At 38.6% G+C, this 26130-nt stretch carries 24 protein-coding genes and 1 pseudogene; 5 read left to right on the top strand and 20 right to left on the bottom strand.

The annotated features are described in order from the left end of the window. Positions 1-23: 23 nt before the first annotated feature. From pssA to cysS, 5 genes are all read right to left on the bottom strand, one after another. Positions 24-863, bottom strand: a complete 840-nt coding sequence (gene pssA, locus BTR_RS03810; RefSeq protein ID WP_012231328.1) for a CDP-diacylglycerol--serine O-phosphatidyltransferase — start codon at positions 861-863, stop codon at positions 24-26. 9 nt (positions 864-872) lie between these two features. After that, positions 873-1571, bottom strand: a complete 699-nt coding sequence (locus tag BTR_RS03805) for a phosphatidylserine decarboxylase (protein ID WP_012231327.1) — start codon at positions 1569-1571, stop codon at positions 873-875. 117 nt (positions 1572-1688) lie between these two features. Next, positions 1689-3572 (bottom strand): ABCB family ABC transporter ATP-binding protein/permease, encoded by a 1884-nt coding sequence (locus BTR_RS03800; protein WP_012231326.1) that lies wholly within the window; start codon positions 3570-3572, stop codon positions 1689-1691. Between the two features lie 108 nt (positions 3573-3680). Next, a complete protein-coding gene (locus BTR_RS03795; RefSeq protein WP_038474526.1) occupies positions 3681-4352 on the bottom strand; it encodes a DUF421 domain-containing protein in 672 nt (223 codons plus the stop codon). Positions 4353-4395: 43 nt separating this feature from the next. Then, positions 4396-5904, bottom strand: coding sequence for a cysteine--tRNA ligase (gene cysS / locus BTR_RS03790; RefSeq protein WP_038473422.1), 1509 nt, complete (start codon positions 5902-5904; stop codon positions 4396-4398). A gap of 482 nt (positions 5905-6386) precedes the next feature. On the opposite strand from cysS, the gene BTR_RS03785 reads away from it, so the two are divergent. Further along, entirely contained in the window at positions 6387-6758 is a 372-nt protein-coding gene (locus tag BTR_RS03785; protein ID WP_012231323.1) for a TIGR02301 family protein, read from the top strand. A gap of 341 nt (positions 6759-7099) precedes the next feature. Here BTR_RS03785 and BTR_RS03775 read toward each other — a convergent pair. Both BTR_RS03775 and BTR_RS03770 read right to left on the bottom strand, forming a co-directional pair. After that, a pseudogene (locus BTR_RS03775) lies at positions 7100-7328 on the bottom strand (Arm DNA-binding domain-containing protein); the annotation flags it as partial. A gap of 246 nt (positions 7329-7574) precedes the next feature. Continuing rightward, positions 7575-8903, bottom strand: a complete 1329-nt coding sequence (locus BTR_RS03770; protein WP_012231321.1) for a dihydroorotase — start codon at positions 8901-8903, stop codon at positions 7575-7577. A 65-nt stretch (positions 8904-8968) separates the two neighbouring features. On the opposite strand from BTR_RS03770, the gene ygfZ reads away from it, so the two are divergent. Both ygfZ and BTR_RS03760 read left to right on the top strand, forming a co-directional pair. Beyond that, positions 8969-9841: a CAF17-like 4Fe-4S cluster assembly/insertion protein YgfZ gene (gene ygfZ / locus BTR_RS03765; protein ID WP_012231320.1), complete on the top strand. Its 873-nt coding sequence runs from the start codon at positions 8969-8971 to the stop codon at positions 9839-9841. Beyond that, entirely contained in the window at positions 9834-10451 is a 618-nt protein-coding gene (locus BTR_RS03760) for a YfbR-like 5'-deoxynucleotidase (RefSeq protein WP_012231319.1), read from the top strand. The genes ygfZ and BTR_RS03760 overlap by 8 nt, the downstream gene beginning before the upstream one ends. Positions 10452-11045: 594 nt before the next feature. Here BTR_RS03760 and panB read toward each other — a convergent pair. From panB to rpoZ, 11 genes are all read right to left on the bottom strand, one after another. Next, a complete protein-coding gene (gene panB, locus BTR_RS03755; protein ID WP_012231318.1) occupies positions 11046-11861 on the bottom strand; it encodes a 3-methyl-2-oxobutanoate hydroxymethyltransferase in 816 nt (271 codons plus the stop codon). Beyond that, positions 11858-12718 (bottom strand): pantoate--beta-alanine ligase, encoded by an 861-nt coding sequence (panC, locus tag BTR_RS03750; RefSeq protein ID WP_012231317.1) that lies wholly within the window; start codon positions 12716-12718, stop codon positions 11858-11860. Before panC ends, panB begins: the two co-directional genes overlap by 4 nt. Before the next feature lie 28 nt (positions 12719-12746). Beyond that, positions 12747-13493, bottom strand: a complete 747-nt coding sequence (recO, locus tag BTR_RS03745; RefSeq protein ID WP_012231316.1) for a DNA repair protein RecO — start codon at positions 13491-13493, stop codon at positions 12747-12749. A 10-nt stretch (positions 13494-13503) separates the two neighbouring features. Next, positions 13504-14409, bottom strand: a complete 906-nt coding sequence (era, locus tag BTR_RS03740) for a GTPase Era (RefSeq protein ID WP_038474523.1) — start codon at positions 14407-14409, stop codon at positions 13504-13506. After that, positions 14402-15109 carry a ribonuclease III gene (rnc, locus tag BTR_RS03735; RefSeq protein ID WP_012231314.1) on the bottom strand — a complete coding sequence of 236 codons (708 nt, stop codon included), beginning with the start codon at positions 15107-15109 and terminating at the stop codon, positions 14402-14404. Before rnc ends, era begins: the two co-directional genes overlap by 8 nt. Beyond that, a complete protein-coding gene (lepB, locus tag BTR_RS03730) occupies positions 15090-15902 on the bottom strand; it encodes a signal peptidase I (RefSeq protein ID WP_012231313.1) in 813 nt (270 codons plus the stop codon). Before lepB ends, rnc begins: the two co-directional genes overlap by 20 nt. An 80-nt stretch (positions 15903-15982) precedes the next feature. Next, on the bottom strand, positions 15983-16384 hold the full coding sequence (gene acpS, locus BTR_RS03725; RefSeq protein ID WP_012231312.1) for a holo-ACP synthase: 402 nt from the start codon (positions 16382-16384) through the stop codon (positions 15983-15985). A gap of 20 nt (positions 16385-16404) precedes the next feature. Next, a complete protein-coding gene (locus BTR_RS03720; RefSeq protein ID WP_038473415.1) occupies positions 16405-16995 on the bottom strand; it encodes a DUF2062 domain-containing protein in 591 nt (196 codons plus the stop codon). A 94-nt stretch (positions 16996-17089) separates the two neighbouring features. Beyond that, positions 17090-17668, bottom strand: coding sequence for an orotate phosphoribosyltransferase (gene pyrE, locus BTR_RS03715; RefSeq protein ID WP_012231310.1), 579 nt, complete (start codon positions 17666-17668; stop codon positions 17090-17092). 16 nt (positions 17669-17684) lie between these two features. Further along, positions 17685-19907, bottom strand: coding sequence for a RelA/SpoT family protein (locus tag BTR_RS03710; RefSeq protein WP_012231309.1), 2223 nt, complete (start codon positions 19905-19907; stop codon positions 17685-17687). Positions 19908-20045: 138 nt separating this feature from the next. Beyond that, a complete protein-coding gene (gene rpoZ / locus BTR_RS03705) occupies positions 20046-20444 on the bottom strand; it encodes a DNA-directed RNA polymerase subunit omega (protein WP_012231308.1) in 399 nt (132 codons plus the stop codon). A gap of 560 nt (positions 20445-21004) precedes the next feature. On the opposite strand from rpoZ, the gene BTR_RS03700 reads away from it, so the two are divergent. Further along, complete coding sequence (locus BTR_RS03700) at positions 21005-21673, top strand: uracil-DNA glycosylase (RefSeq protein WP_038474520.1); 669 nt, start codon at positions 21005-21007, stop codon at positions 21671-21673. Positions 21674-21697: 24 nt separating this feature from the next. Here the strand turns inward: BTR_RS03700 and smpB are convergent, their stop codons facing one another. Together smpB and dapA are read right to left on the bottom strand one after the other, a co-directional pair. Next, positions 21698-22174 carry an SsrA-binding protein SmpB gene (smpB, locus tag BTR_RS03695; protein WP_012231306.1) on the bottom strand — a complete coding sequence of 159 codons (477 nt, stop codon included), beginning with the start codon at positions 22172-22174 and terminating at the stop codon, positions 21698-21700. Positions 22175-22192: 18 nt separating this feature from the next. Next, positions 22193-23077: a 4-hydroxy-tetrahydrodipicolinate synthase gene (gene dapA, locus BTR_RS03690; RefSeq protein ID WP_012231305.1), complete on the bottom strand. Its 885-nt coding sequence runs from the start codon at positions 23075-23077 to the stop codon at positions 22193-22195. A 250-nt stretch (positions 23078-23327) separates the two neighbouring features. On the opposite strand from dapA, the gene BTR_RS03685 reads away from it, so the two are divergent. Then, positions 23328-25415: a lytic transglycosylase domain-containing protein gene (locus BTR_RS03685; RefSeq protein ID WP_012231304.1), complete on the top strand. Its 2088-nt coding sequence runs from the start codon at positions 23328-23330 to the stop codon at positions 25413-25415. Positions 25416-26130 lie beyond the last annotated feature (715 nt).

The following is a 26130-nucleotide window of genomic DNA, read 5'->3' as shown; positions in this document are numbered from 1 at the left end:
GTTCAATAGAAAAATGAAGCACTTTATGACTCTTGGATAGCTTTAGCATCAGCCTTTTTCTCTTCTAAAGCAGCGCGTTTATTATAAGCGATAAAACTACAGGGGAGAAAAATTATATAGCCAACAGCCGTAATCAATAAAGTTTTCCATGTGTAAGTCGCAAGAAAACCGACATAAATAACAATGACCAACATGCACGGTATAACGATATCACGCCTTAAATTGTGATCTATTGTCTTTGCATTCCACACTGGTAAACGACTAATCAAAAGAAAAGCAATAATTACAGTATAAAGACTAAAAAACAATGCCCACCCCCAATTGGGGACCAAACCAAGAGCGCCTAAATAGGTCGGCAATAAAAGGAGTAATGCTCCTGCAGGTGCAGGAACACCAACAAAATAACTTTTCTGCCATTGAGGTATATCGGTGTTATCCAACATCACATTAAAACGCGCTAATCGCAAACAACAAGCAACGCAATATACAAGAGCTGCAACCCAACCAATGTGGTGTGCTTGATTCAAGATAAAGGAATAAACAATAAGTGCAGGGGTAACACCAAAATTTACAATATCAGCAAGAGAATCCATCTGTGCCCCAAAAGACGAACTCCCATCTATTAAACGCGCAATGCGACCATCAGCACCATCTAAGACTGCAGCCAAAAGCACCATTAAAATAGCAGCCTCATAGCGATTCTCAAAAGCTAAACGAATGCTGCTCATCCCTGCACAAATGGCCAAAATAGTAATAATATTGGGAATAACATACCGCATCGATGTCGGTGAACGTCGCCGATTTGCAACATCATCATGCTGCCCCTCAGGATTGAATGAAGAAAATGGCGAAAAATTTTTCATTGTACGGTCCTAATCGTATCTGAAGTCCGTTGTGGCACTCTTATCATCAAAAGAACCTAAAACTGTCTCTCCAGCAATAGCTGTTTGTCCAACTGCAACACGTAATTTCATTTCAGTCGGTATATAAATATCAAGGCGAGAACCAAAACGAATCAATCCAAATCGCTCTCCCGTGATAACGGCATCGTTTTCTTTTGACCAACAAACAATCCGACGGGCAAACATCCCCGCTATTTGTACGATACCAATTTTTCCATGCTTGCTCTCAATGACCACTCCATTACGCTCATTAAACTGACTAGCCTTATCAAACTCTGCATTGGTAAACCGACCTGGATGATAAAGGATAGACTCTACTGTACCACTGATAGGAATACGGTTGATATGGCATGAAAAAATATCCATAAAAATGGAGATACGGATCATTTCGTCTTTCCCTAAGCCTAATTCTTCAGGTGGAACACAGGATTCCACAAATGAAATACGCCCATCTGCAGGCGACATAACCCAATTTGAATTCAAAGGGATCACACGATCTGGATCACGGAAAAAGTAAATACACCAGACTGTAAGAATAAGACCACACCAAAATAATGGACTCCATATCCAACCAAGAATAAGCGAAATAACAAAAAACGCTACAATAAAAGGATAACCTTCTTTATGGATCGGTACAAAGCTATTATGGACAGATTGTAGAATACTCATATAATTTCCTATTCACCGTAAACTTAAACAAGCAATAAACCTTTTTGTTCCTCTTGTCTCTTTTTATGTATTTAATCAATCACTCCCTATAAAGATATAGATTACATTTTGCCCACCTTATTTTTTACGATTAACAATACCCGTCTCATCTTCTTCACGCATTTTACGTAATTTTTCTTCAACTTGAGATGCTTCAAGCTGCTTATTCCACATTGAAGCATAGAGACCTTTCTTTCGTAAGAGCTCTGTGTGCGTTCCATTTTCAATAATACGACCACTTTTAAGAACCAAAATTTCATCAGCATTGATAACCGTAGAAAGACGATGCGCAATAATCAATGTTGTACGTCCACGGCTTACAATATCCAATGCTTGTTGAATTTCCTGTTCCGTCGCCGTATCAAGAGCTGCTGTTGCTTCATCTAAAATAAGAAGTGGGGGCGCTTTTAAGAGTGTCCGTGCGATAGCCACACGCTGTTTTTCACCCCCTGATAATTTGAGACCACGCTCTCCTACCATAGACTGAAAACCTTCCGGTAACATCTCAATAAATTTTAATATTTGTGCCATTTCAGCAGCTTTGCACATCTCTTCATCGGTCGCACTTGGTCGCCCATAGCGAATATTATAGGCAATTGTATCATTAAATAACACCGTATCTTGTGGGACCATGCCAATCGCTTCACGCAAACTTTTTTGTGTTATGTCACGAATATCCTGCCCGTCAATTGTGATAGAGCCTGCATCAACATCATAAAAGCGAAAAAGTAATCGAGAAATGGTTGATTTACCTGCACCCGATGGACCGACGATGGCAACTGTTTTTCCTCCAGGGACTTCAAAATCAATATCTCTGAGAATTTGACGCGTCGAATCATAAGAAAACTTTACCTGATGAAAACGAATGGTCCCATCGCTTATCTCTAACGGTTTAGCATCCGATTTATCAACGATCTCTTTCTGAACATCCAAAAGATCAAACATCGCTTCAATATCCGTTAAACCTTGTCGCACATCACGATAAATTGAACCAATAAAATTCAGTGGAATGGAAAGTTGCATCAAAAGGGCATTAATAAAAACAAAATCTCCTAAAGTTTGTGTTTTATAAAGAACTTCATAAGCCGACATCAGCATCATGATCGTCATTCCAATACCAAAGATCAGAGCTTGACCAAAATTAAGCCAGCTTAATGATGTCCAAATCTTTGTTGCAGCTTTTTCATAACCTGCCATAGAAGCATCAAAACGACCGGCTTCTAGAGCCTCATTGCCAAAATATTTGACCGTTTCAAAATTCAAAAGAGAATCAACAGCGCGCGTATTCGCCTCAGTATCTGCTGTATTCATTTGTTGCCGAATACGAATACGCCAATCACTCGCCTTAATGGTAAACAAAGTATATAATAAAACCGTTACAACAACGATGAGAAGATAATACCATCCATAACTTATATAAAATACAAGGGCCGTTAATATAAATTCTAAAACTGTCGGTATGGTATTGAGAATTGAAAACCTTACGATCGCTTCTATTCCTTTCGTACCACGCTCAATCACACGAGAAAGCCCACCAGTTCGGCGTTCTAAATGAAACCGTAAAGATAACTCATGAATATGTATAAAGGTTTTATAAGCTAATTGACGAACAGCGTGTTGACCAACAGTAGCAAAAAGGGAGTCGCGTAATTGATTTAATCCAGCCTGCACAATACGTGCAACATTATATGCCAAAACGAGCGTGATTGGAATAATCAAACTGGATGAAAACCACTCAGGGGGTTGAAAGCTCGCATCGAGCACATTGGTAGAATATTTAAAGAAATATGGTACAGATATAAGAATGAGCTTGGCTAAAACAAGATAAAATATTGCCCATAGTACACGTATTTTTAGATCACGCCGATCCACCGGCCACATATAAGGCCATAAATTGTAAAGTGTGTGCAGAGTTTTTCCTGTATCTGATGATACAGTTTTTGTCATTTCATTACATTTCATAAAGCTCTTACTTCTCTATCATCCACATGAAAAAGGCAAAACACCCCGCTGTGGTTGTTTATAAGTTTCTTACGCTTCCGATAAGCGATACCTACTCATTGTTTGAAGTTAGACTGTTTTTGAAAAAGGAACAAGAAATAATCCACTATACAGTTTATTATTTTGATCTGTATTCTCATACCACTCTGCTGCAAATAAATTTTCAATTTTTACATGCTTTTTTTTCAATTCTGCCTGAAGCCACTTTTTTGTTTTACCAATCTCTTTTAAACCATCATCAATAACTTCACCATTTTCTACAACAATCGTCGATTTCTTACCCTCTTCCTTTTTAATAACAGTACACTCCCCATTGGTTTCCAAACGCACAAAAGCAGCTTCGTGTAAGTGACACCCTTTAAGACGTAACATCGCAATGAGATCATTAACATTGATCCCTAAATTCTTAATCTTATCCATTTGAAAGTTCCCATCTAAAACCAATGTGACATTCCGCCCTGCAATAAGACGGCGAAAAAAAACTGAATAGCGTGCAAAAAAATTAAAAGAGGCAATCAAAGCTTGCCAAATCAGCAAAACAAGCAATAATTGAATGCAGCTAATATTTTGGTTATAAATGACTCCTCCAATAATACCTCCCATAACAAAATTGCTGACTAAATCAACGGGTGTCATCTGGCTAAGACTCCCACGACCCGTCGTTCTTAAAATAAATAGGAAGGCAACAAGACCTACAGAAAGCTTAAGTGCGATGTATCCGTAATAATATAAAAATTCCACCATATTCTCCCTTTAATTTATGAAAACTGCTGGAATAGGAAAATTAGAATCGTTTTATTTCCCACACAGTTATACGCTTACCACTTTGCGGATCCTTACCATCTTTTAAGAGAATCCCCTCGGCTGCAAGCTCATTGCGAATTTTATCCGCAGCTCCCCACTCTTTATTATGGATAAGCCGCAGTCTTTCGGCAATGCACTGTTCAATAAATTTTGAATCAAGAGAGGTTTTTTTTATAAATAATGGGCAGTCTATTTCTTTAATCCATTCTTGTCGTAATAGTCCTAATAAATTCATGCCATTCGCAAGAGCCAAAGCGTCTCCTGCTTTATAAAATTTTCGCAAAAGAGTGAATGCTTTTGGTGTATTAAGATCATCACTGAGAGCATCTATTAAAGTATCCTCAATCGCTTCATTGTTTTCCATCATACTCTTTTTATCGCGAAGCAGTTCATACCAACGATACAGTTCACTGCTCGATTGCATTAAACGCTGCGCTGTCCAATTTAATGGTTCACGATAATGCGTTTGGAGCATTGAAAAACGTGCAGATAACCCCGCCCAATTTTGCTTAATTTCATAAGCTAAAGCACCATTAAATTCCAAAAAATTATTTTCTAAAACAGAACGAATGGTTATGAAATTGCCGAAGCTTTTCGACATCTTTTTGCCTTCAACTTGTAAAAAGCCGTTATGCATCCAAAAATTAGCCATTCGCTCCGTCCCAAAAGCTGAACAACTTTGTGCAATCTCATTTTCATGATGAGGAAAAATTAAATCAAGTCCACCACCATGGATATCAAAAATATTCGCGATCGGATCATCACAAGTTAAACCACCACCATAGGGCGCTAATAACTTTGCCATTGACATGGCAGAACATTCAATATGCCAACCTGGACGACCTAAAACAGGAATTCCTCCTGGCGATTTCCAACCTGGCTCTCCTTCCGCAGAAGGTTTCCATAAAACAAAATCCATCTCCTCCCTTTTATAAGCAGCAACATCGATACGCGCCCCTGCCCTCATTTCATCTAAAGAACGATTTGCAAATGCCCCATAATGAGGAGGATTTTTTATGCTGCTTATAGAAAATAATATATGATTTTCCGCTTTATAAGCATGCCCCTTTTCAAGCAGTCTTTCGATGAGTGCGCGCATTTCCTCTAAATGTTCGGTTGCACGCGGCTGACTGGTTGGCAATAAACAACCAAGCGCTATTGTATCTTGTTGAAACTGAAAATATGTACGTTCTGTTAATTGACGAATAGCCTCATTCAGTGGCAAGTTTGGGTATTCACAAGCGGCTCGTGCATTAATTTTATCATCAACATCTGTAATATTACGCGCATATAGAACATGATCACTGCCATAAACATGACGCAATAAGCGAAATAAAATATCAAAAACAATGAGAGGGCGTGCATTCCCTATATGCGCGTAATCATAAACTGTTGGGCCACAAACATAAAGACGTACTTTTGTTGGATCTATCGGTATAAAATTTTCTTTTTTACGTGTCAGCGTATTATAAAATCGCAACTCTTTCATCATTATACTCCATGAACGATATTATGCACCGCTCCTTTAGATGTCTCTTATCTCAAATGATCGCATTATGTGATTTAGACTAAAACTTTTACCTTATCGTCAATTCTTCTTACCCTATTGTCATTGAGGCTGTACCCATCATTTATCATAAACACAATCTCTTTTATTTGATTGGATAAAAGCATTCTACAGATAGAGCGCTTTTTCCTCCTTGAAGAAAAGGGGTTTAGAAAACATTTCATAGGCAATAGAATACTATATGAAAAATAGATGATAGGAAGCGAAGCTTAAAATTTTAATCACACAAAGCTTCATCAGTATTTTCAATATTCCACAATGGGTTCCTTACTGTCCCTTACGCCCTATATTTTATAATCAATCATTGAGAGTAATATCGCAATTAACCCTATTTTTTAACATCGTTCTGATGACACAATTATTTATTTGTACAGAGTTTTATTCAAAGAAGGTAATAAAAAATAATGCGTAGTAAATTGAGAAAAATCATTCTTTTAATACTCCTTGTCATTTCAATGCCAGCCTTCACGCAACAACCTCCACCTTATGAGAAAAAATTACTTCGTCTCGCAGAAATTTTAGGATCATTGCATTCTCTCCAAAATCTTTGTGAACCTCCAACAAACCAATGGTACGACTATATGAACGCACTGATTGAAGCAGAACACCCGACTCCCAAAAGACGCACTTATTTTTATGAAGCATTTAATGAAGCCTATCGTGCTTTCTCAGAAAATTATCATCATTGTACACAAGCAGCCATTGAAGCCAATCAAAGATATTTTGAGGAAGGAAGAGCTTTATCTGAAAACCTTCTCATGCATTATAACAACTAACCTGTATAAAAAGCATCTCCTTCAATTTAAGCGATATCAATAATGCCCCCTCACAAGTGAAGAGATCAATAAATTGCTTTTGAAAATAAAGAAACTTTTGAAGAAGAGTGCCTGGATATGCTTTGATTCTTATGAGCGCCTTTCCTTGGTAAAAAATCATTCTTTGGCTTCCTCCCCACTTTCAAAGGATGAAAATTCTTAATCCAATCTGGTTTGTAAATAGCCCAAGCGCTCGTGCATTTTACTTGGCTTTCCACCATGTGATGTGCTTTGAAACTCTGCAAAAAAACGAAGAATATTCATCACACACTAAAAAACACTTACGTGTTAAGGAGGCTGATATGCAAAACAGAACGCCATTGATTTGCCAATTCACGCGCTTTTTTAAAAGAAACATGTCTTAAGGCACCCAATCCCATTTCACGACGCCGACCGTGAATGGTATAAAGATAAAGCCATTGAGCACCGCCATCTTTACGCTTATGGAGTAGCAAGCCAGCACCATCATTATATTTGCCAGCTCGTGGGTGTTGCGACAGATCTTGCATTAAGACGGTTCATAAGAGTCATTTTTTAATCCTTTCTTATACAGTTTTTACCCGCACGCCAGCCCCGCTTATGACGTGCAAGCAAGTGATATTAATTGATTCAATCTGAGAGGGTTTAGAATAAGAAAATCTTACTATATTCGTAACTCTCATTCAATATGCAAAAACAGTGAATTATCATTACAAATCAATGTGTTATATGCATTAATCACATCATCGCTCTATAAAAGATGGTGTTTTTGGCATAACAAGATACAACTTATGCTGTTTACACCAAAGTTTCTATAAATTTAACAGGCTCGCCTTGTGAAGGAGTGACAATTTCACCTTCCCACATAACACGCATACCACGGATAATAGTCCCGACAGGCCAACCTTTAACCTTTTGACCATCATAAGGTGTCCAACCGGCACGCGAACCAATTAAGCTATTCGTAATAACTTCTTCTCGCTTAAGATCAACAATGGTCAAATCAGCATCATATCCGACAGCAAGACGTCCTTTACAGCTTATACCAAAAATACGACTAGGGCCATGGGATGTGAGATCAACAAAACGCTCAAGGGATATTTTTCCTGCATTCACATGGGTCAACATAATTGCTGCTGTTGTTTGCACGCCTGTCATTCCTGAAGGAGAAGAGGGATAAGATTGAAGCTTTTCTTCCAAAGTATGAGGCGCATGATCTGAGCCTAAAACATCAATAATCCCCTGTTGAACACCGTACCAAAGAGCTTTACGGTGGCGCGGTTCACGAATAGGTGGATTCATCTGAATTAATGTACCAAACTGTTTATAATCATCAGCCGTAAGAGTCAAATGATGGTGTGTCACTTCAATTGTTGCGACATCTTTATGTTTTTTTAGAAAATCAATTTCTTCTTCTGTCGAAAGATGTAACACATGAATGCGTGCTTTTGTCTCATGGGCAATTTTTACCAAACGCTGCGTACACTTTAACGCTGCAATTTCATCACGCCAAACTGGATGTGAAGATGTATCCCCTTCAATACGCAGTATTTTACGCTCTTTAAGCCTTTCCTCATCTTCAGAATGAAAAGCTGCACGACGGCGTGTATTTTTCAAAATAAGACGTACACTTTCATCATCATCGACCAAAAGATCACCGGTAGAAGATCCCATAAAGACTTTAATTCCAGCGGCACCAGGAAGTCTTTCTAATTCAGACAATTCATGAGCATTTTCACGCGTTCCTCCAACCCAAAATGCAAAGTCACAATGCATGCGATGAAATCCGCGCTTAACCTTATCGCTTAATGTTTCTTCTGATATTGTCAATGGATTGGTATTAGGCATCTCAAACACTGCTGTAACCCCCCCTAACACAGCAGAATATGAGCCACTTTCCAAATCCTCCTTATATTCATTGCCTGGCTCACGAAAATGCACTTGACTATCAATAATTCCCGGCAAAATATGAAGCCCCGTACAATCAATCACCTCACCAGCCGCAGCACATGTAAGGTCGCCAATTTCAGCAATACGGCCATTTGTAACACCAATATCACGTTTGCTTTTTCCATCATGATTCACAAGTGTCGCACCTTTAAAAATTGTATCAAATGTTTTAAACATAGGCCAAGCTCCTTACATATTGCTCACTTATCGATTATGGAACTTTGAGCAGAAAGGCAAGAACCATGATTGAAAAACAAAATGCCATTTGCTTAAAAAACCGCGGAATTATTCAAATTACAGGCGAAGAAGCAACAGATTTTTTACAATCCCTGATCACAACAGATGTCAAAAAAATCAGTCCCCAAGAACTTTTCCCTGGAGCCCTCTTATCCCCACAAGGAAAGGTCCTTGCTGATTTTCTTATCGGTAAAAGAGAAGATGGTTATTTTATTGATATTGAGATATCTTTGGCTGATACACTCTACAAGCGTCTACTGCTCTATAAACTGCGTAAAAAAGTAGAAATTACACAACCATTACAAGAACTTGTTACAGTTTCTTGGAAAAATGAATCAGATACTTTAAATTTTGATTCAAATTTTGTTGATAAACGCTTCCCGGAACAAGAAAAAATAATACGAATCTATGGTAAAATTCCTTTTTTGGCTTCAGAAGATTATGACACATGGAATCAATTGCGTATTCGTTATGCAATTGCAGAAAGTGGCCAAGACTATGAAGTTGGCAAAATCTTTCCTCATGACATTAATTACGATCAAATCAATGGACTTTCATTCAACAAAGGATGTTATATTGGACAAGAAATTGTTTCACGCATGCACCACCGCCGCGCAGCACGTCGCCGTATTTTAATTATAAAAAGCCAGTGTGACCTTTCCCCTCAATCGAGCATTGAAGCAGGAACAAAAGTGCTTGGCCACTTAGGAACATGTGTTACAAATGAAGCTCTCGCTTTAATGCGTATTGACCACGTCAAAGATGCTATGGACCATAACATTCCCTTTACCGTAAAAAACATTCCTGTCACCATACATATTGCTGAAAATATGAATTTTACCTTTCCTAAAAATACTGTAGAAAATACGCATGGCTAAAGCTGAATTATTAAAAAATGGAGAAGCACGCGCTTGGCAAAGAATGCTCTCTGGACGCAGACTTGATCTTCTCAATCCTTCTCCTTTTGATATTGAAATTGAAGATATCGCTCACGGACTTGCTCGCGTAGCACGTTGGAATGGTCAAACACGAGGAGAGCATGCCTATTCTGTTGCACAACATTCACTTTTGGTCGAACAAATATTTCAAAAACTTTTTCCACAGTCGCCGAGGAATGAATGTCTCTGTGCCCTTCTTCATGATGCACCAGAATATGTCATTGGCGATATGATTTCACCCTTTAAAGCTATCATAGGAAAACAATATAAACGTATTGAAAAGTGCATCCAAGATGCAATCCACATGCGCTTTTCTCTTCCCGTTGACCTTTCTCAAAAACTTTTAAAAAAAATCAAACAAGCCGACCGTATTGCTGCATATCATGAAGCGATCATGCTTGCTGGATTCAATGCAGAAGAAGCCCTTCGCTATTTTGGCTCTCCCAATAATATTTCACCCGATGATCTTCGTTTACACCCCTACTCTACACAGCAAATTGAAAACGCATTTTTAATTCGCTTTAATGACTTGGATGTCCAAAAATTATAGACTCTTTGCATTGCTTATTTCTTGTCATTAAAGACTCATCACACTGATTTATAATCATAATTCATTGTTTTTTATGTTGAATGAGAGCCCCGAATATCTTAGGATTTGCTCATTTCAAACCTTCTTATACTCAATCAATCAAAATTATTTTCTTGTACGTCATAAGCAGATGGGTCATGTAGATAAAAACTGTACAAGAGGACTAAATATGCCTCTTATGAATCATCTCAAGTGCCAAGCGTTTATCGCCACATTGGAAGTTGGCAAAATGTGTGATGGTGTCCGCTTTCTTTTTTATGAAGCATAAAGATGATAGCGCTTTATAAATTTTCTGCACTTCTTTGGAGACTTTACCGTTATACCATTCACGAGCACAGCCTCGAGAGTAAAATTAGGTGTTTAAATGTTTCTTTTTAAAAAGCATGCATTAGCAGCACCCCAATGGTATTCTGTTTTGCATGAGAAGACTTCTTCCATTAAAGCAATGGAAAAAATCATAGCTAAAATTGCATACAAAAATATATGAAATAATGCACGTTCATTATAAAAATAAACAAATGTTCTCTTGTCTAACTTTTTACCTTAAACGAGAATTTATTTCAGCTTGTAAACTTCCTTTTCTGCTGGAAAAGCACGGGATGTGACATCCTCTGCATAGTTCTTGATTGCGGTTTCCATAGCTTGTTCAAGGTCCCCATAACGGCGTACAAATTTAGGCACGTGAGCACCATAGCCCAACATATCTTCCATCACCAAAACTTGCCCATCACATTGATTAGATGCGCCAATCCCGATGGTTGGAATAGAAAGCTTTTCTGTAAGCTTTACAGCTAAAGGCTCGACAATCCCTTCCAAAACAATAGCAAAAGCACCGGCATTTTCAATCACTACTGCATCGTCTTCAATTCTTTGCCAATCACTTTCTTTGCGTCCTTGTGTGTTGAAGCCCCCAAAACGATTCACTGCTTGGGGAGTAAGACCAATATGTCCCATCACTGGAATGCCCCGTTTACACAAAAAATCTATTGTTTCCGCCATATAAACACCACCTTCAAGCTTAACAGCCCCACATCCCGTTTGTGCCAGAATACGCGATGCATTTAAAAAAGCCTGCTCTTTACTTTCCTCATAAGAGCCAAAAGGCATATCGATAACGACAAGAGCTTTTTGAGATCCACGTACTACAGCCTGCCCGTGCAAAATCATCATATCTAAATTAACAGGAAGTGTTGTCTCGAACCCATACACCACCATACCAACGCTATCACCAACCAAAAGGATATCGCAATAGGGATCAGCAATCCGCGCAGTATAAGCTTGATAAGCTGTTAAAGAAACAATCGGCTGTTGCCCCTTTCTTGCGCGTATTTGAGAAGATGTTATACGTTTGACCATTTTATGTACACTCATTTTCCGCCCTTCTCTTGCAATATGTATTGATCAATAAGCCTTACCTCACCAAAACGGACAGTAAGGAGTAAAACTGCAGGTCTATTCAATTTTCCTTTGACCACGCATAAAGTTTCCATATCCCGTAAATCTATTGCTTCAATGATTGCACGCGTTTCTTTTTGTAAAGTATCACGAACAATTTTACATAATTTATCAACCGATCGTTCACCTTCATGGTAAAGCTTTTCAGCAGCTTTGCCACTTTCAGGAATAATTTTGGCCGCTTTACGATCTTCTAATGTTAAAAACTGATTGCGTGAAGAATGCGCAACACCATCTGCTTCACGTAGAATAGGAACGCCAACAATCTCAACAGGAAAAGCTAAATCTTCAACCATACGCCGAATAATTAAAATTTGTTGAAAATCCTTTTCTCCAAAAAAGGCTTTGTCAGGCTGAACAATATTAAAAAGCTTAGCAACAACACTCGTTACACCACAAAAGTGCCCTGGACGTAATTTTCCCATCAAAATACGTGATAATTTTTCCACTTGCACAATTGTATCATTTCCCGCTGGCCACATTTCATCGACAGAAGGAGCAAAAATACATTCAACACCTGCTTTTTTTAATAAAGCACAGTCGCTCCTCAAATCTCTTGGATATTGAGCAAAATCTTCATGGGGTCCAAATTGCTTTGGATTAACAAAAATAGAAACCAATACGCGATCACACATGGCTTTTGCACGCTCCACTAATGCAAGATGCCCCTCATGGAGTGCTCCCATTGTTGGAACAAAACCAATCGAAAAACCTAACCGTCGTTCTTCTGAAATATAGTAACGAACTTCAGCAATTGTCTTTAAAATTTTCATTTTCTCATTCTATTTAATTATTATCAGATCAACATATGAATGCCTGTATACCAAATCGACGCTCAAATAACTGTATCAAATTCGTGCGTACTGATGGCTGTTTTATATCTCGTGGCTCCCAGACATAACGCATAAGAAAAAAACTCGTTAAGTTAAAACCATTTATTATATCCCTAAAATCAGCAGGACGGGTCGCTCTTTGTACAAGAAACTGTGGGAGAATAAGAAGCTTTTTTTTCCAAGGCTCTCCCGCTTCTTCACAGACAGCTCGTCCAGATTTTGGTGATACGTAATAAAGCTTTTGCTTACGACCTGTTGCAGCACAACAAGATAAATCAAGACCAAACCCGAGTTCTTCAAGAAGCCGCATTTCAAAACGCACCAGCAATTCTGCATTTACAAATGGTTCATCAAAATTCTGCATAAAAAGGTGTAAAATATCATATAAAACGGGGTGGGGATCACGCTCTGGGAGAAGCCGTAAATGAAAAGCAATCAATTGCAAAGCATACAGTGCTTCTGGTAAACAGATTAATCGTGCCGCATGGAAATCAAGGGCTTCAAGGCGAAAAAGTCCCAAATGTTCTTCTAAACGCGCACTCCATTCAGCCTCCACAAAATTTCCAGGCTGAAGAAGAGCTGCCATACGACGCGAACGCCCTCCTTTTACCACCCCCATATAACGCCCACGTTCACGCGTTATAATCTCAAGAATAACACTTGTTTCACCATATTGGCGTACACCAAGAATAACAGCTTGTTCTTTCCACTTCATTTTATTTTAATTATTTTAAAAAATCCAATCCCATTTCGCGATAACGTTCTGGATCGGTATCCCAATTATTGCGCACTTTCACAAAGAGAAAAAGATGAACCTTTTTATCCATAATTTCCATAAGCTCCTTGCGTGCTGCTTGACCAATCGTTTTAATTGTATCGCCTTTTGCTCCTAAAACAATTTTCTTCTGACTCTCACGCTCTACATAAATAACTTGATTAATTTTAACGGAACCATCTGAACGCTCTTCAAAGCTTTCTGTTTCAACCGTTGAGGAATAAGGCAGTTCATCATGAAGACGAAGAAAAAGTTTTTCACGCGTAATTTCAGCAGCAAGATGACGCATAGGCATATCGGAAATTTGATCTTCCGGATAATACCATGGCCCCTCCTGCATCATGTTACTCAACGCATGAAGTAAATCCTTACAACCAGAACCGTTTAAAGCAGAAATCATAAATGTTTGCGCAAACTTCACACGTTCATTGATTTTAGTGGTTAACGCTAAAAGAGATGATTTAACAACTGTATCAACCTTATTTAGCACAAGAACTTTTTCTTGTTTCATAGTGTTTACAATATCTAACATCCTATCAACTTCATCCGAAAGACCACTTTGAGCGTCAATTAACACGAGTAGAACATCAGCACTCTTAGCTCCTCCCCAAGCAGCAGAGACCATGGCACGTTCTAAACGCTTATGAGGACGAAAAACACCCGGTGTATCAACCAACACAATTTGTACATCATCATGAATGACGATACCGCGGATTAAAGTTCGTGTTGTCTGTACTTTATGCGTTACAATTGAAACCTTTGTTCCAACCAATTGATTAACCAATGTTGATTTACCGGCATTCGGCATTCCAATAAGCACAACAAATCCAGAACGCCTTTTCATAACGTCACTCATAATCATTTTTTTCCACCGTTTTCCATACCCCCTCTCGTCGCAAAATTTTTTCAGCGGCCATTCTTTCGGCATTTCTTTTAGAGCTCCCCTGCCCAATCTCTGAAGCAAAACCTGAAATACTGACCTCTACCATAAAAACAGGATCGTGATCTGGACCTGAACGTTTGATAACCTGATAATGTGGTTGTGCATCGCCTTGAATATGCGCCCATTCTTGTAGCTCTGTCTTGGCATCACGTCGACCTGCATCCATTTTCTTTGCCCGACTTTGCCAATATTTTTGAATAAAAGGACGAACGCTTTCCAACCCTCCATCAAGATACATCACTGCAATCAAAGCTTCCACGACATCTGCATGCATATTGATGAGCCGACGCCCTTCAAAATTTCTCATCTCAAAACCAACTTGGATCATATCAGGCAGCCTCATTTCGCGTGCAATATCAGCACATGTCTGCGCATTGACCAGATGATTTAAACGGACTGATAATTCACCTTCACTTGCCTGAGGGAAAAGTTGATACAGCATCTCTGCAATCAAAAGCCCTAGAACCCGATCACCTAGAAACTCTAGTCGTTCATAATTCCCCTGTTCCGAATCTTGTACACTCGCGTGTGTTAATGCTCTTTTTAATTTCTCTTCATCTTTAAAACGATGCCCCGTCAGCTTGAAAAGCTGATCAATCATGAGACGTCTCATCGTTGTTTCCTTGCTTGATTAGCGGTAAATCATGAACCGTATTTATGAAAGAAAACAAACGTTTCCAACGCACATCAAATGGCCAGCGCCAAAGCTGCCAAGCACTTGAACCATTACTGATAGAAAAGAAAATCACGCTCGCGCGACCAATAAGATTTTCTTCTGGAACGTAACCTACATCCAAACGACTATCATCTGAATTGTCGCGGTTATCACCCATCATAAAATAATGTCCCTGAGGAACTTCAAAGACTTTCGTATCATCAACTTTTGGGATGAAAGCTAAATCAAGCGTATCGTAGCGAACACCATTAGGCAGTGTCTCGCGATAGACCTCAACAGGATAGTTTACTTCCGTTATATCAGAATTATCAATCTCCCCCATAAAGTGGCGAGAAACAGCCTCATCATTAATATAAAGGACGCTTTGACGAACTTGTATACGATCACCTGGTAGCCCAACAACGCGTTTTATATAATCGATCTTCGGATTACTTGGTAAACGAAAAACGACCACATCTCCCCGTTGAGGTTGAGATGCCCAAATACGTCCAGAAAAAAGGGGAGGAGAAAAGGGGATGGAAAAACGAGAATACCCATATGCATACTTAGAAACAAAGAGATAATCCCCCACTAATAAAGTAGGACGCATTGAACCGGAAGGAATACTAAAAGGCTGGAAAAAAAGTGTCCGAATAAAGGCTGCCAAAAGCAGAGCCTGTATTAAAACAGAAATTAATTCAAGAATCCCACCTTTTTTTTCTTTTTTATGCACTTCATCTTTTTGGACCATCACCAATTACCTTCTTATCACAAATATAACTTTTTTCCATCATAATATTCAAATAATAAAAGTACAATCTCTCACGCCATCTATCCACGTGGAAGTGCTTCAATAATAACAAATGCCTGCGCCCAAGGAAAATCATCTGTTATGCTGAGATGAATAATCGCATCATGATGAGGAGGTAATAACTTCTGAAGTTGCACTTGCGCATGATTTGTTAATTGCATGATTGGTTTACCTGATGACAAATTAACCACCCCCATGTCTTTCCAATTGATACCACAAGCAATCCCCGTCCCTAAAGCTTTAGCACATGCTTCTTTAGCAGCAAATCTTTTCGCATAAGAAGAAGAATTTTTTTTGAGATTTTCGGACCTATTCCTTTCAATATCCGTAAAAATACGTTGAATAAAACGCTCGCCATAACGAACCAACATTCTCTCAATCCGTCGTATATCAACCAAATCATTTCCAAGGCCAACAATCATAAGATATTACCCGATCTTTCTTACGATGAACGCTTCTTTAAACATCTCTTTTTTATAATCTTTTGGTATCGTTTTTGTTTAAAACGAACCGTTGCTCTGTAAACACCTATATAAGATAAACCACCAAAAACAACACCTAAAAGAGTTCCTCCTAAAATCATAGGAATCATAATTGTGTTCCACGCACCTTTAAAAAGAAGAGAGAGATTTGACACTGTCAAACCATTAAACAGAGCACGAATTTGAGAAAGAGAAATCTCATTAACATCATTAAAAAGCGATAAACAAAAATACCCTACTTTATAATCAGCCATGACAATCAATAAAAACGTGAGTGGATTCGAAAAAACCGTCCCAATGATTGCAGCCGCAAAGTTTGCGCGCAAAATCCAAGAAAAAAATATTGCCAAGATAATATGCACCCCAAAGACAGGGGAACAGGCTAAAAAAATGCCAATAGCAAACCCTAACGCAACTTCATGCGGCGTTGCTGATATCCGCAAAATACGTTTATAGATGTAAGAAAATGAGCGAGAAAATGAACGACGTGGCCATAACCAAAGTCGAATACGCGTTACAAAATCTATTGGTTCTCGACGACGAAAAAGCATATGACTCTCAATATACATCTTTTGATGATGAAATAATCTATATCACCCAAATTAATTTTTAAAAATTTTTGCATAAAAAAAAATAGAAAGACAATTAAATATTTCGACTACCTGGTTTAATCGCTGGAAGAACAGAAAGATCTGCAGGAAGTGCATCACTCGCATAAGAAGCTATCTCGTATTCAGCAAGCGCAATCAATGGAACACCAACATCAACCTTACCACCAGAACGATCAAGGATACACGCACTTGCCAATACCTCTGCTCCTGCTGCTGCCAGCGCCTCAACGGTCTCACGAATGGAAAGACCCGTTGTCACAATATCCTCAACAATAACAACCCGTGCACCCTTCTTGATTTCAAAACGACGCAATTCAAAGACACCATTGACACGTTCTACCCAAAGAGAAGGAACACCGAGGTGACGTGAAGTCTCATAGGAAGGGATAAGACCGCCAATTGCAGGACCAACGACATAATCAATTGGTTCTGCGATAGATTCTTTTATTTTTTCAGCTAATCCACGACAGAGCTTTTCCGTTAAGTCTGCATGCATAAATACTTTTGCCTTTTGCATATAAGTTGCACTATGGCGCCCCGATGTTAAAATAAAATGCCCTTCTAGAATAGCATCTGCTTGTTTAAAAATATCAATGACATCTTGTGTATTCATTGCAAAATCTTTCTTGTTATCCATGAACCCGCCGTACTGTACTGACCGAATCTGCCTTTTTTAACTGAGAAAAAATACGATTCAAATGTTTTAAGTCCCAAACTTCTAAATCAATCATCATTTCTGTAAAATCTGGTGCTGTACGAATAAAAGATAAATTTTGGATATTGGCATCGTTAGCAGAAATTATTTGCGTAATTTCAGCTAAAGAACCAGGACGATTTACAGCCAAAATATTCATCCGTGCAGGAAAACGTTCATTCATTTGGGCATCAATATCCCAGCGAACATCGATCCACCTTTCTGGCTGGTCATCATATGCCATCAAAGCCGAAGACTGTATTGGATAAATAACAATCCCAGCGCCTGGTTGCATAATGCCAACAATCCGATCTCCAGGCACAGCTCCTTCTGGTGAAAAACGGACAGGGATATCTCCACGGGTTCCTCGAATAGGTAATGCTTTAGATTGGTGATTCTCGAGCATTGCATGCTTTTCATTTTCTGGAACTTTAAAAATCATCCCTTGAGCATTTTCAATATTAAACCACCCTTCTTCCCCAGACTTAAAAGATGACTTTTGTACGACACGCTCTTGATAATCAGGATAAACTGCTTTAATCACATCAGCGGAAAACAGCTCTCCACGCCCAACAGCAGCCAATACATCTTCTACGTCTTTACGTGCCAAACGTGGTAAAACTTTCTTCAAAACGTCTTTTGAAAATTGTTTTCCCATATATTCAAACGAACGCTCAAGAATACGATATCCTAAGCCCGAATATTGCTTACGTACCGCTGCTCGGCTTGCACGTCGAATAGCTGAACGTGCTTTACCCGTAACAACAAGAAACTCCCACGCCGCTGGTGGAATTTGAGCATGTGAACGGATAATATCAACTTCGTCACCATTTTTTAATTTAGTCATTAAAGGCATAATACGACCATTGATTTTTACGCCCACACAAGAATCACCGATATCTGTATGGACGGCATAAGCAAAATCAATAGGTGTTGCGCCTTTAGGAAAAGCAATTAATCGACCTTTTGGTGTAAAACAAAAAACTTGGTCTTGAAAAAGCTCAAGTTTTGTGTGTTCTAAAAACTCTTCCGGATTATCTCCATCAGATAAAGATTGTATCGTTTGACGCAACCATGCATAGGCATTCGTTTCACTTGATAACTTCGAAGGCGAATAATTAGAACCTTGCTCTTTATATATGGAATGGGCAGCAACGCCATATTCAGCAACTTCATTCATGGCAGCCGTTCTAATTTGCAATTCAACGCGTTGTCTCGAGGGCCCCACAATGGTTGTATGAATAGAACGATAATCATTTTGCTTTGGTATAGAGATATAATCTTTAAAACGACCAGGAACCACCGGCCATGTCGTATGGATGACGCCAAGAGCACGATAACAATCATTCACGGATTCAACAATCACACGAAATCCAAAAATATCCGATAATTGTTCAAAAGATAATGCTTTACTTTCCATTTTGCGAAAAACTGAATAAGATTTTTTCTGACGACTTTTAACATCTGCTTTAATACCATTTTCCAAAAAAAGTTTTGTCAATTCATTTTCAATTGTGGAAAGCAAATCACGGTTGTGCTTTAATAATTCAGAAAGTCGATTGGTAATTGTACGATAACCTTCTGGATTTAAATAAAAGAAAGAGAGATCCTCTAATTCCTCGCGCATATCCTGCATACCCATACGCCCCGCAAGTGGTGCATAAATATCCATTGTCTCCTCAGCAATTCGTCGACGTTTATCGTCACGCATGACACCAAGGGTTCGCATATTATGAAGACGGTCCGCAAGTTTGACTAAAAGAACACGAACATCATCAGAAATGGCAATAAGGAGTTTACGAAGATTTTCTGCCTGTACGGCTTTCTTTGATACAAGATCAAGCTTATTAAGCTTTGTAAGCCCTTCAACCAACTTTCCAATTTCAGAACCAAAAAGCTGATCAATTTCTGCTCGTGTAGCACTCGTATCTTCAATTGTATCATGCAAAAGAGCAACAGCAATCGTTGCTTCGTCCAACCGCATATCTGTTAAAATAGCAGCAACTTCTAAAGGATGAGAAAAATAAAGATCACCTGAAGCGCGCTTTTGATGTGCGTGCTTTCTCATTGCATAATCGTAAGCTCTGTTTAAAAGAGCCTCATCTACGTCAGACTTGTAACGCTGAACACGCCCAACAAGCTCACACTGACGCATCATACGAGAATATCCTTTATCTTTTCACACCTCTCATCCTTATTGAACACATCTTATCAACAAAAGGCAAGAAAAATAACTGCCTCTCACATGACAAGATATCTTTTAACTCCTGCAATATCAATCGATGCAATTAATAATCTAATAATCGTCACTTTTTTCCGGAACAACCAAACCTTCAATGCCCGCTAAAAGCTCTTCTTCTGACATATGATCAAATGAAGTCCCTTCTTCTTGCGATGAAGTATTAAAAATGCTTTCAGATTCACTTGAATGGGTGATAAATTCACTTGCCATCTCTGGTTCATCTACTTCCACATGCTTTTGCAGCGAATGAATAAGATCTTCTTTTAAATCAGCAGGTGACAATGTCTCTTCTGCTATTTCACGCAAAGCAACAACTGGATTTTTATCATTGTCCCGATCAACTGTAATTTGCGCTCCTTGTGAAATCTGACGCGCCCGATGACCTGCTAAAAGTACCAATTCAAAGCGGTTATCAACTTTATCAATACAATCTTCTACCGTTACGCGGGCCATTTATGCCTCTTTCTCAAATAAAAAAATTTAATAGCGGATAGGTGAGTATATACAATAATCAAAATAAAACACAAGAAAAACAACACAAGCTTTCATATTTTTTGCTTAAAAAACTTATTTGAGAAGATTCTTGGAAACTTGATAAAAAAATGTATACCTACCCATGCTCGTTATCAAAGCTGCTCTTAAAAGAATTCCAATAGATTGGATCAAGCAAAGAAAGGTGTTTCTTGACAAAAGGTTCCTTTAGAGTCTTTATCCTTTTAAAAGAAATACCAGCTCTTAGAAAGATTTTCCAATAACAACAGCCTTATGCACATTTTTTATGATAATATATTTATGAAAGATAGAATTTTTTCTTTGAACATTATATGTATTGCACTCTTATTCATCAAATAACTTACTGAAAGATTGCCTCTTGTTACATCATAATTAGCCATAAGTTTATATTAAACTTTCTTCTAAAGCAGTTTATTGATATTCTAGATTGTTTATCAAAACATGACCCATCATATACGTCATAAAAGACTTAAAAGAATAAAAAAATGATGCCTAACGCCATGAATAACCCATTAACATCGCTTTGCCCAGAGCCTCCCCCAAATTGCAATTTATGCCCTAGGCTCTATCAATTTATCGCTGACTGGCGTGTGAAAGAACCAAGTTGGCATAACGCACCGGTACGCCCTTTCTTTCCCTATAAAGGAGCAGACACAACGCGTCTTCTCATTGTTGGTCTTGCGCCTGGATTACGCGGAGCCAATCGAACTGGACGTCCATTCACGGGTGATTATGCTGGACATTTACTTTATTCTACTTTGAAAAAATTCGGTTTTGCCCAAGGAACCTTTGAAGAAAGAGCAGACGATAATCTTGAACTGATTGATGTTGCAATTGTTAACTCTGTTCGTTGTGTTCCACCAGAAAATAAACCCACCGGTGCAGAAATTAACACGTGCCGCTCTTTCTTTTCGCCTCTTTTAACAAATCTTCCCAAACTAAAAGCCGTTATTACCTTAGGAACCATTGCACACCACTCAACCATACGCGCTCTTAATGCAAAAGTTTTAGCTCACCCTTTTGAACATGGTAAAATCAATAATGTTGGTAGATTACGCATCTTTTCAAGCTATCACTGTTCTCGCTATAATACGAATACTGGCCGCCTGACAGACGCTATGTTTCACCAAATTTTTCAAGCAGCAAAAGCATACTTAGATCAATGCTAAATAAATAAAGGAGATCCCTATCGATCATCCATATCTTTTTAAAAGTCTTGCTTTTTCACGTCCCCAATCACGTTTTTTTTCCGTTTCACGCTTATCATGAAGTTTTTTCCCTCGTGCTAGAGCAATCTCTAACTTAACGCGCCCACGTTCATTAAAATAAAGTTTGAGAGGAACAAGTGTCATCCCTTCACGGGATGTTGCATTAAAAAAGCGTGCCATCTCACGTTTTGAAAGTAATAACTTACGCAAACGTCGCGGCTCATGATTAAAACGATTAGCCTGCGTATATTCAGGAATATAGCTGTTGACTAACCATAATTCCCCATTTTCAAAACTAGCATAGCTTTCAGCAATATTCGCATGATTAGAACGTAAAGACTTCACTTCCGCTCCTTGAAGAACAAGACCCGCCTCAAGATTATTAAGGATTTCAAAATTAAAACGTGCTTTACGATTGTCAGCAATTATTTTCCGTACGGGCGCGTTCTTTTTTTTATTCATGGCTTTGTCGATATCATTCTATGCTTTTAAAAGACCAGCATGACTAAGGGCTTCATCAATAATCTTCTTGGTGCTCTCTGTTAATGGAACAATCGGAGAACGTACAGTCTCACCACAAAGCCCCAATTTTGCAGCAGCATATTTAATCCCTGCTGGACTAGGTTCAATAAACACAGCACGGTTTAGAGGCATGAGGCGATCATTTAATTCCCGTGCTGTTTTATAATCACCATGAAAACAAGCGGCTTGAAGCTCTGCACAAAGTTTTGGAGCAACATTGGAGGAAACTGAAATACATCCGACACCTCCATGTGCATTAAAACCTAATGCTGTACAATCATCACCGGAAAGCTGCACAAAATCTTTGCCACACTTTTCACCTTGTTCACTCACGCGCTCAATTCTGCTCGTTGCATCTTTAACACCAATGATATTGTTAAAATTTTGATAAAGGTCTCTCATCGTTTCCACAGCCATATCGATAACAGAACGTCCTGGAATATTATAAATTATAATCGGAATAGAAACAGCTTTGGCAATAGAAGAAAAATGCTTGTATAAGCCAGACTGATTTGGTCTATTATAATAGGGAGTAACAACCAAAACGGCATCTGCACCAGCCTTTTCTGCATGCTGCGCAAGCTCTATAGCCTCACTTGTACTATTTGATCCCGCTCCAGCAACAACAGGAACACGCTTTGCAACCTGCTCAACGCACAATTCTATAATTTGCTTATGCTCTTCATGACTTAAAGTTGCCGATTCACCTGTTGTCCCAACAGGGCTTACACCGTTAATCCCTTGTGTGATCTGCCATTCAACAAAATCACAAAACGCTCTCTCATCAATTGCACCCTTATGATCAAACGGTGTGATAAGAGCAGTTATAGCTCCCTTGAGCATGATAAACTCCCTATAATGTTCGCTTTTATTTTCTTTAATAATCGCCTTTATAAATTTAAATAGAGCATAATCTTGCTCTATCATTGAAGCAAGATGAATTTCAAAAAAAGCCTCTACAAGATGAAGATGTCCCTCTTTAAATTTTGAACATTTCTTTAAAATAAACCATCTGTATTAACGCGTTTTTCATGCTTGTGCTCTATAAACCCTTAAGTTTTTACAAAAAGCAAGGTTTCAAGGTCTTTTCTCTATGCGCGTATTCTCCACCTCTCTTTTCGTATCAACCTTTACTGCACTTATACTGGCAATAAGAATTTTATTTTCAAGTGCACATGCACAAACACCTCTTTTCCATGGGAAAGCACCAATCCCTTCGACACGTCCTGCCCTCCTTACTGTTAAACAAGAAGCTCAAGAACCTCTTCAACAGGGATACACGGCATCGCACAATACTACGACACTCAAGCAACTAAAAGCTGGGCTAGATGCTCTTGCAAACAACAATATTGCAAAAACAATAAACTTGCGTAATTCAATGGAAAAACATAGCCTTGATCGTCATATTTTGACATGGGCGCTGGGGCTATCAAACCAAGATAATATACCAAGCTTTGAAATCTATAATGCAATCAACATACTAAAAGGATGGCCTGGTATAGAAACAATGCAACGCAATGCTGAACGTGCTTTTCTTAATGAAACCAATGTCACACGCGCCATTATCCAAAAATTTTCTCATCACCCCCCCCTCACGGCACAAGGCATGGCTCTCTTCGCTAAAGCACTTATTGCAACGGGACAAATCACCCACGCTCAACACATTATTGCACCATGGTGGCATAAAACACCGCTTAATGCAAAAGAAGAAGTGTTTGTTCTTAACAATGCAAGCGCTACCTTAAAACCTATTGATCATTTAAAACGCATGCAGTTTATGCTGTATGCACATCGTTTTGATTCAGCGGCACGCGTTGCAAAATTAGCCCGTGCTCAAGCCCTTTTTGATGCTTTTGTCGCCGTTGAAAAAAATGATCCTAGAGCGACACAAAAATTACGCGCTGTCGAGAGAACATGGAAAAAAGATCCTCTTTTCCAGTTTGCTCGAATACGCCATCTTCGGCGAACAGAGCAATATGATGCCGCCGCAACACTGATGATGAAAACATCAAAAGATACCTTTCATCTTATGAACCCTCATTCATTGTGGAAAGAGCAACGCGCCCTTTCTCGCGAAATGCTCGATTTAAATAAACCCAAAATGGCTTATCAACTTGTTGCGATGCACACTGGCATAACATCTGCATTAGCTGTTGATGCTGAGTTTCATGCAGGATGGTACGCACTACGGTTTCTTCATAACCCTAAATTGGCAATGCAGCATTTTTCACGCATTCCTCAACTCTCCTCTTCACCTTTTTCTGCATCACGTGGATATTACTGGATGGGGCGAACTGCAGAAACGCTAGGAGATCACAAAAATGCCCAGCATTACTTTCATCGCGCAGCTCATTTTGGTGCAACTTATTATGGCCAATTAGCCGCTGCACGACTCAACCAAAAAAAGCTTAATATTTCTTTTCCTAAACCAACAACCGCTGAACGACAGCATTTTAGTGCACGACAAGCGATCAAAGCAATTCAACGTCTTGAAGAAGCCGGCTATGCTGACTTTGCTAAAGTTTTTTATAGAGAACTCGCGAAAAAAATAGAAAGTCCCGGTGAATTAGCTCTTCTAGCTGTTATGGCAGAAAAAAATGGTGACTATTATACCAGCCTCAAAATCGGAAAAATAGCTGCTTTTCAGGGAAAAAATGTCGGGGCACTTTCTCATCCCCTAGGGGCTATACCAGCTTCTACTCATATTTCTGTAGAAGAAAAATCGCTTATCTATGCCATTGCACGCCAAGAAAGCGAATTTAATCCAACAGCCATATCAAAAGCAGGTGCACAAGGGATACTTCAATTGCTTCCTACAACAGCAAAAGCACTCGCAAAAAAATACTCAATCACATGGTCTCATAAAAAATTTAGCAGTGATGCTCGTTATAATGTAACATTAGGGACCCATTTTCTCAATGAGCAATTAGAACGTTTTAATGGATCCTATATCCTAACTCTTATTGGCTATAATGCTGGCTCCCGTCGGGTCGATGAATGGATAAAACGTTATGGCGATCCTCGAGGACAATCTCTCGATAACGTCATTGATTGGATTGAACGTATCCCTTATACAGAAACACGGAATTACGTGATGCGTGTCATGGAAAATTACGGTGTCTACAAAGCAAGACTCACTGGGAAAATAGATATAAAAACCGACCTGCTTTCTGGTCGATGAAAATAATATGCCTTAATCTTCCCAAAGAGCATTGCGTTCTTAAGAGCATTTTAATTCCTTCCTAAAGAGTATCCACATACACTCTCCCTTTTGACGTGCAAACAAGTGATTTTAATTGATTCAGTATCAATAGAGTTGAGATGGAAAAATCTACGCTATTCGGGTCTCTTATTCAAAAGACAAAATAATGAATTATCATGTTGCATAAATATTTCATTTCTTCTCAATAAATAAACGATAACATCATAGAGGATTAATGTAAAAAGAGTAAAATGAATAGTGCATCCCTTTACTATTGCTTATTAATCGACATTCAAATTTTATACAACAGCACGTTTTGAATTTTTTTCTGTTTACAATATTTCTATACTTAATAATGGAGAGTTATTATGTAGATCTGTTTGAAACATCTCTAAAGCAAAAAGATAAACACTCATTGAGTGAGAAAATCTTAAAGATAAAAAACATCCCACTTTTCCTTCCCTTATCACTCAGATTTACAACTTTCAAACACACTAATACCTTTTAAGAATGAAGGTGAAGCTTTGCCTTTTATTTTTTTCATTTTTATATATAAGCTTACATCCTTCATACAAAACAGAATATCCCGCTAAAATAGTATGCTTTCTTATTCCGATTTTTATTTTAATATCTCTAAGTCTATTTCACCATTGTATACTTGAAGAGTCATTATGAAAGTATTCTCACGAATGGC

Origin of the sequence: Bartonella tribocorum CIP 105476 (assembly GCF_000196435.1) — a bacterium.
Taxonomy (GTDB): Bacteria; Pseudomonadota; Alphaproteobacteria; order Rhizobiales; family Rhizobiaceae; genus Bartonella; species Bartonella tribocorum.
The sequence above is the reverse complement of the archived record's forward strand: the minus strand, read 5'-3'. Positions and strand labels throughout refer to the sequence as shown.